At 31.1% G+C, this 6,000-nt stretch carries 6 protein-coding genes and 1 pseudogene; 5 read left to right on the top strand and 2 right to left on the bottom strand.

Going from position 1 to position 6,000, the window contains the following annotated elements; genetic code table 11:
- Together AABL85_RS15105 and AABL85_RS15100 are read right to left on the bottom strand one after the other, a co-directional pair.
- Positions 1-622, bottom strand: a pseudogene (locus tag AABL85_RS15105) (hypothetical protein); the annotation flags it as partial.
- Between the two features lie 562 nt (positions 623-1,184).
- Entirely contained in the window at positions 1,185-1,574 is a 390-nt protein-coding gene (locus AABL85_RS15100; protein WP_006259418.1) for a group III truncated hemoglobin, read from the bottom strand.
- 58 nt (positions 1,575-1,632) lie between these two features.
- Here AABL85_RS15100 and AABL85_RS15095 point away from each other — a divergent pair, with 58 nt between their 5' ends.
- From AABL85_RS15095 to AABL85_RS15075, 5 genes are all read left to right on the top strand, one after another.
- Entirely contained in the window at positions 1,633-2,382 is a 750-nt protein-coding gene (locus AABL85_RS15095) for a DUF2520 domain-containing protein (protein WP_341310693.1), read from the top strand.
- Positions 2,382-2,909 (top strand): HAD-IIIA family hydrolase, encoded by a 528-nt coding sequence (locus tag AABL85_RS15090; protein ID WP_341310692.1) that lies wholly within the window; start codon positions 2,382-2,384, stop codon positions 2,907-2,909. Before AABL85_RS15095 ends, AABL85_RS15090 begins: the two co-directional genes overlap by 1 nt.
- 8 nt (positions 2,910-2,917) lie before the next feature.
- Entirely contained in the window at positions 2,918-3,505 is a 588-nt protein-coding gene (locus AABL85_RS15085) for a Maf family nucleotide pyrophosphatase (RefSeq protein ID WP_341310691.1), read from the top strand.
- A gap of 2 nt (positions 3,506-3,507) precedes the next feature.
- On the top strand, positions 3,508-4,032 hold the full coding sequence (locus tag AABL85_RS15080; protein WP_341310690.1) for a mechanosensitive ion channel domain-containing protein: 525 nt from the start codon (positions 3,508-3,510) through the stop codon (positions 4,030-4,032).
- Positions 4,033-4,285: 253 nt separating this feature from the next.
- Positions 4,286-5,974 carry a hypothetical protein gene (locus AABL85_RS15075; protein ID WP_341310689.1) on the top strand — a complete coding sequence of 563 codons (1,689 nt, stop codon included), beginning with the start codon at positions 4,286-4,288 and terminating at the stop codon, positions 5,972-5,974.
- The last annotated feature ends 26 nt before the right edge of the window (positions 5,975-6,000 follow it).

The raw sequence follows: 6,000 nt of genomic DNA, 5'->3' as shown, positions 1-6,000 counted from the left end.
CATCCTTGATATAGAAGAACTGATTCTTTTCTGTATCATAGCTTACATTTCCGTACTCTCCTTCTAGCTTATTGATAATGTTTTCAATAAACTCTGTGCTATCTCCTAACTTAGTAATGAACTCTTTGTTCTCTACTAATTGAGTAATGAAATCATTATTCTTAATAAGATTATTAACGAATTCCTTATTGTCAGCTAATTCAGTTATAAAAACACTATTATTAGCAATATCTTTAATAGCAAGAGCTACTACATTATTTTGACTATCAGTAATTACTAATTTTTCCTTATCCTCACTTATTGTAAATGATTTATTAGTCGTATCGGTTATAGTTGATCCCGACATCAAAGGAATCCACTTGTTCTCAAACCAATAATAAAATCCAGCTTTTAAATTAGTGGTTCCAATATTATAGACCAATAAACTTTCTATATGTTCTCCTTTTATTGTACTTGTATCTGTTTCACTTAATAAAGTTACTCTAGGAAGCAAAACTCCTTTATCTTTAGCTGATATATCAAGCATAGTTGCTTCTGCAGGTTTTTTAACCCCAACCCCAACTTGAGCTGTTGCATACCCACTAAAAAAGAGTGCTGCTAATGGAATAATTTTCTTAATCATAATTTTACTTTTTTTCTTGAATTACTTCTTCATAACTAACTCCAACAAAATTACGACTAATTAATTATATTTAATATTAAGCTTATTTTTTAAGCAATTTCACAATATATAAACACAAATAACATGAATAAATTGCAAAAACAAAACAAAACAACAACAAAACACTATTTGAATTAATTACAAATAAACAAGATTAGTAAACGAATAAAAAAAAAGAAATCACATAAAATCACAGTCTTAAAAAAAGAAACATGATAAATAACAAACAATCACTTTTCGCGATTTATTACAAAGAGTAGGGTAATTACATTTTTATTAGCAGTTTTTTAGCAAAATACCTCTTCAAATCTAAAGATGAAGGCCTTTTTCTTCTTTTACAAGAAAGCCTTTTATCATTTTAACATAATAAAAAGCTTAATAATTTTAAATAACTTGAACTGTAAAGGATTTACATTTTCACTCTATTTAAATCTCGACTCATTGTAATAATAAAGTTAATTTTATCAAAAAAGGGACATAGCAATTTTACTATGTCCCTTTTACTTTATAATGTACTTACACTTTACTCCAATGGCTTCATTCCTGCCTCTCTAAAGTATTCTATCTTACTTAAAAACATCGCAGCCATACGCTCTGCACGCCATTTGGCCTCATCTGCTATTTTACCTTCATACAGTTCATCTACAGTACCATTAAAGATCCTTTTCCACTCTTCGAAATGCTCACCTTCTACAGGTAGCTGTGCATGAGGAGGAAAAGGTTTGCCTCTATATGTATATTCTTCCAATAGAATAGTTTGCCAGAAGGCATACATTTTTTCTAAGTGCTCAGGCCATCTTCCTTCTAATTTACTATTAAAAATAGGTCCTATAAACTCATTCTCTTGTACTCTTCCATAAAAGGTATCTACTAATACCTTAATATCTTCTATGTTTTCTATATCTTTTCTCATTACAAATTATTATTTTTACACACTATCTGTTTACAAATAAATGCTAAACTTCACTGCTATGATTACAATATCCATTTTAGGTTCTGGCAAAGTTGCTCATCACTTGATACTAAACTTTTTAGAACACGACAATATTTGTTTACAACAAGTGTATGCACGAACTCCTAACAAAGTTAAGAACTTAGTCTCTCAGAATCAAATTATTTCAGATATCAATGAGCTAAAACCCGCAGATATTTTCATCATTGCAGTCAGTGATGACGCTATAGAAGAAGTCTCTTCAGCTATCCCTTTAAAAGACGCTTTTGTGGTACATACCTCAGGGACTAAGCCTATGAGTTCTATCGCTAACACTAGTAGAAAAGGAGTTTTCTATATGCTACAGACCTTCTCGATAGATAAAGAGGTTGATTTCAGCCTTATCCCTTATTGTATCGAAGCTAGTAATAAACAAGATTTTGAACTTTTAGAAAAGTTAGCTTTATCTTTTTCTGAAAGAGTGTATAAGATCTCTACAGATCAGAGACAGTCTATACATCTAGCAGCAGTATTTGTAAATAATTTTACAAATCATCTTTTTAAACTAGGAGAAGATATTTGTAAAGAGAATATGGTTCCTTTTGACATTCTAAAGCCTTTAATTCTAGAAACAGCGACTAAGGTACAGACCTTATCGCCTAGAGAAGCACAGACAGGACCAGCTGCACGTAATGATCAAGGAACTATAGATCGTCATCTAGAAGCTCTAAATGACCCTATAAAAAAAGAAATATATAAACTTATAACTAATTCAATACAAAACAACTAATGTCTAAACATTTTAAAGAAATAATGAATGACATCACTACATTCATATTTGATGTAGATGGTGTACTAACGGATGGTACTGTACACGTAACACAAGAAGGAAATTTACTAAGAGAAATGTACATTAGAGACGGCTATGCCATGAAAGCTGCTATCGAAAACGGATATAATGTATGTATCATTTCGGGAGGTAGTAATGAAGGAGTACGTACAAGGTTTGCTAACCTAGGGGTGAAAGACATCTACTTAGGAGTACCTGATAAAGTAAAAGTGTTTAAAGAATATATAGCTGCTAATAATATCGATCCTAATACTGTATTATACATGGGTGATGATATACCTGACTATCATATTATGCAGGAAGTAGCTCTACCTACTGCTCCTCAGGATGCTGCACCAGAAATAAAAAGAATCTCTAAGTATATCTCTCATCTTAATGGTGGTAGAGGAGCTGTCAGAGATGTAATCGAACAAGTAATGAAAACACAACAAAAGTGGTTTCAACACTTTAACGCTAAATTTGACTAATAAACGTTATGCTTAATAAGCTATTAAAGGATTATAATATTGTACTAGGATCTAACTCTCCTAGACGTAAACAATACTTAACAGATTTAGGTTTCTCCTTTACCGTTAGAGCTTCAGATATAGATGAGTCTTATCCTGAAGAGCTTGTAAGAGAACAAATCACTGACTATATCGCTAAAGCTAAAGCTGAGGCTATAGAACTACAGCATGATAACGAAATCATCATCACCAGTGACACTACAGTGTGGAATAATCATATCTCACTAGGTAAACCTGAGAATAGAGACGAAGCCTATACGATGCTGAAGAGCTTATGTGGTCATGAGCACGAAGTGATTAGTTCTGTATGCTTAAAGAGCAAAGACAAAGTGAGCGTCTTTCACTGTATTACTAAAGTGAGTTTCTCTGACCTGTCTGATGAAGCACTGTATTTCTACATAGACCAATATAAACCTTATGACAAGGCAGGGGCTTATGGTATACAAGAGTGGATAGGACTAGTCGGAATAGATAGAATAGATGGCTCATATACTAATATAGTAGGCCTGCCAACTAAAGAACTTGTAGAAGAATTATTGAAATTCATTAAGAAATAAATATGCTAAAAGAATATTACACAGAGATTATAGCGACTGTAATTACCTTAGCTCTATACATTCCATGTAGAAAATTAGTAGGATATATCATCCGATCTTTTTCTACTAAAGAACAGCGTAAAGATAGTCGTGTACTACTGATTATCAGATTATTTAATACGCTTCTATCTGTTATTTTTCTAGTGCTTATACTAACTATTTGGGGAGTAAAAGCAGAGAATTTTATGGTGACCTTAACCTCTGTTTTTACAGTAATAGGTGTAGCGATGTTTGCTCAGTGGTCTTTATTAAGTAATATCACAGCAGGAATATTACTATTCTTCTCATTTCCATTTAGAATAGGAGATACTATAAAATTACAAGACAAGGACTTTCCTATAGAAGCCAAAATCATTGATATCAAAGCATTCTGTACTATATTACTTACTCCAGAGAACGAGAAGATATCTTACCCTAACAGCTTACTATTACAAAAAGGAATTGTTATAGTCAATAAAAAAGAGGATATCGACAACCCTACAATATAATAATGGCACACATTTTGTATTTACCAGTTCGGTTTAAATAGTCAAATGGTAGTAGAAGAAAGGCTAGTTAACCTATTTTTAGGTTTTACTAGTCTTTTTTTTATAAAGTCACAACTAATCAATAAAACTACTTCAAAACACGAATACTTATCTATACTGTACACTTTATAGAAGGTCATAGATTCCATTCTAGCTATATAAAGAACAGTATCACAAGATCATTTGCAATTTATACCTCCTTAATTTCGTTGAAATGAATGCAATTGATTGGAGTATTTTCATACTAATTTTATTTATTGTTATCACCATTAAGCATTTTAAGCTTAATAAAGCAGATAATAATTCTATTTACGAAAAGTCAACACTACACTATGGTTTCAAGATTATAGCAGTACAATCTTTTATATACACTTTTATCTCTCTTCCTGGACAAGCGTATTCACAGGGAATGACATTCCTACAGTTATACCTAGGGATTCCTATCGCAGTATTTATCGTTATATTCTTAATTATACCTAAGTATAAAACACATAATATAAAAAGTGCATTTGAATACATTAAAACAAAGTCTAATAAAAGAGTCTATTATTTAACTAGCGCTATATATCTAATTTTAAGATTACTGATTCTTACGATCACATTCTATGCTATGGCTATGATACTATCTATATTATTAAAAATAGATTTCAAAATCTTGCTGTTGATCATTGGAGCTCTTTTTATAGTTCTAAGTATTTTTTTAAAAAATAATACCAATTTATTCCCAAGACGAAATCAGCTATTATACGCCGTTATCATAACTACTATCATCTTTCTGACTATATTATATAAGCTTCCAGAAGGCATGTATCTAGATGATACATTAAGCTTTACCGCCTCTTTTGATAAACTTACTGTTATAGATAGTGACCTTGCCTTAAAAGATAATTTTGACTTAGTCAAGTGTTTAGTAAACGGAACCATACTATTTGTAGCTCTATTATCAATGGATACAAAGATTCTACAGATATATAGACAGAGTAAATACTCTGATAAAACGAAGGATGGACTTATTATCAACGGGTTATTCAACGTCCCTTTTCACTTCTTTATTCTACTAACAGGATGTGTATTATTTACATTTTATCAGTTTAACGATGCACCATTGCACTATAACCCTCATAATGTACACACAGTATATCAATCTGAATATGCAGAACAATACGATCAAATCAAACAAGAATATCAAAAAATATTAAACTTAAAGAAAGAAGCCAGTTTCTTATACAGTGGGCAAATCTATCAGAACTATAGTAATCAAATCTTAAAAGATCAGATATTAAGCTTGACAGAAAATGCCAATAAGCTACAGGTAGAAGCTAAAAAGCTAATCAAAAAAGCCAATCACAATGTAGAAGTGAACGATTCTGATTTTATACTTCTTCATTTTATCAATTTTCATGTACCTACAGGAATTACAGGTATTATCATGGCTTTGTTTTTTATTTGTCTGATTTCAATTGGATTACATGAAATAAATTGGCTGTCAAAAAAAACAAAAAAACTATTATCTCATACCAACCCAGTTATTCTAAGACAACTAGAGCATAAAAGGTCTAGTGATATGGTTACTATTTTTATTATCAGCCTTGTTCTACTTATAGTATATAACATTCCTGTATTTCTAAATCTTATCCAAATCCTATGGGCGTACTCATCTCTATTTTCTGGAACTTTACTAGGTGTTTTACTAGCGACTATGTACTTTAAAAACAATTATAAAGCTTTATTTTACAGTATCTTAGTAACTCAAATTACTATTATTATACTATACATCACTACTCCTATTCATTATCTATGGTATAATACTATTGGGTTAACCTCTATACTTATATTAGTGTCTATGGCTAACCTACTCTGTAAACTATTTTTAAATCATAATAGAACTACTATCCAGGCCTAACCTCAGATTAGTCTTCTATTCCACTT

Origin of the sequence: Myroides odoratimimus (assembly GCF_038039805.1) — a bacterium.
In the GTDB taxonomy this organism is placed as follows: Bacteria; Bacteroidota; Bacteroidia; order Flavobacteriales; family Flavobacteriaceae; genus Flavobacterium; species Flavobacterium odoratimimum_B.
This window is presented reverse-complemented; position numbering and strand designations above follow the sequence as displayed.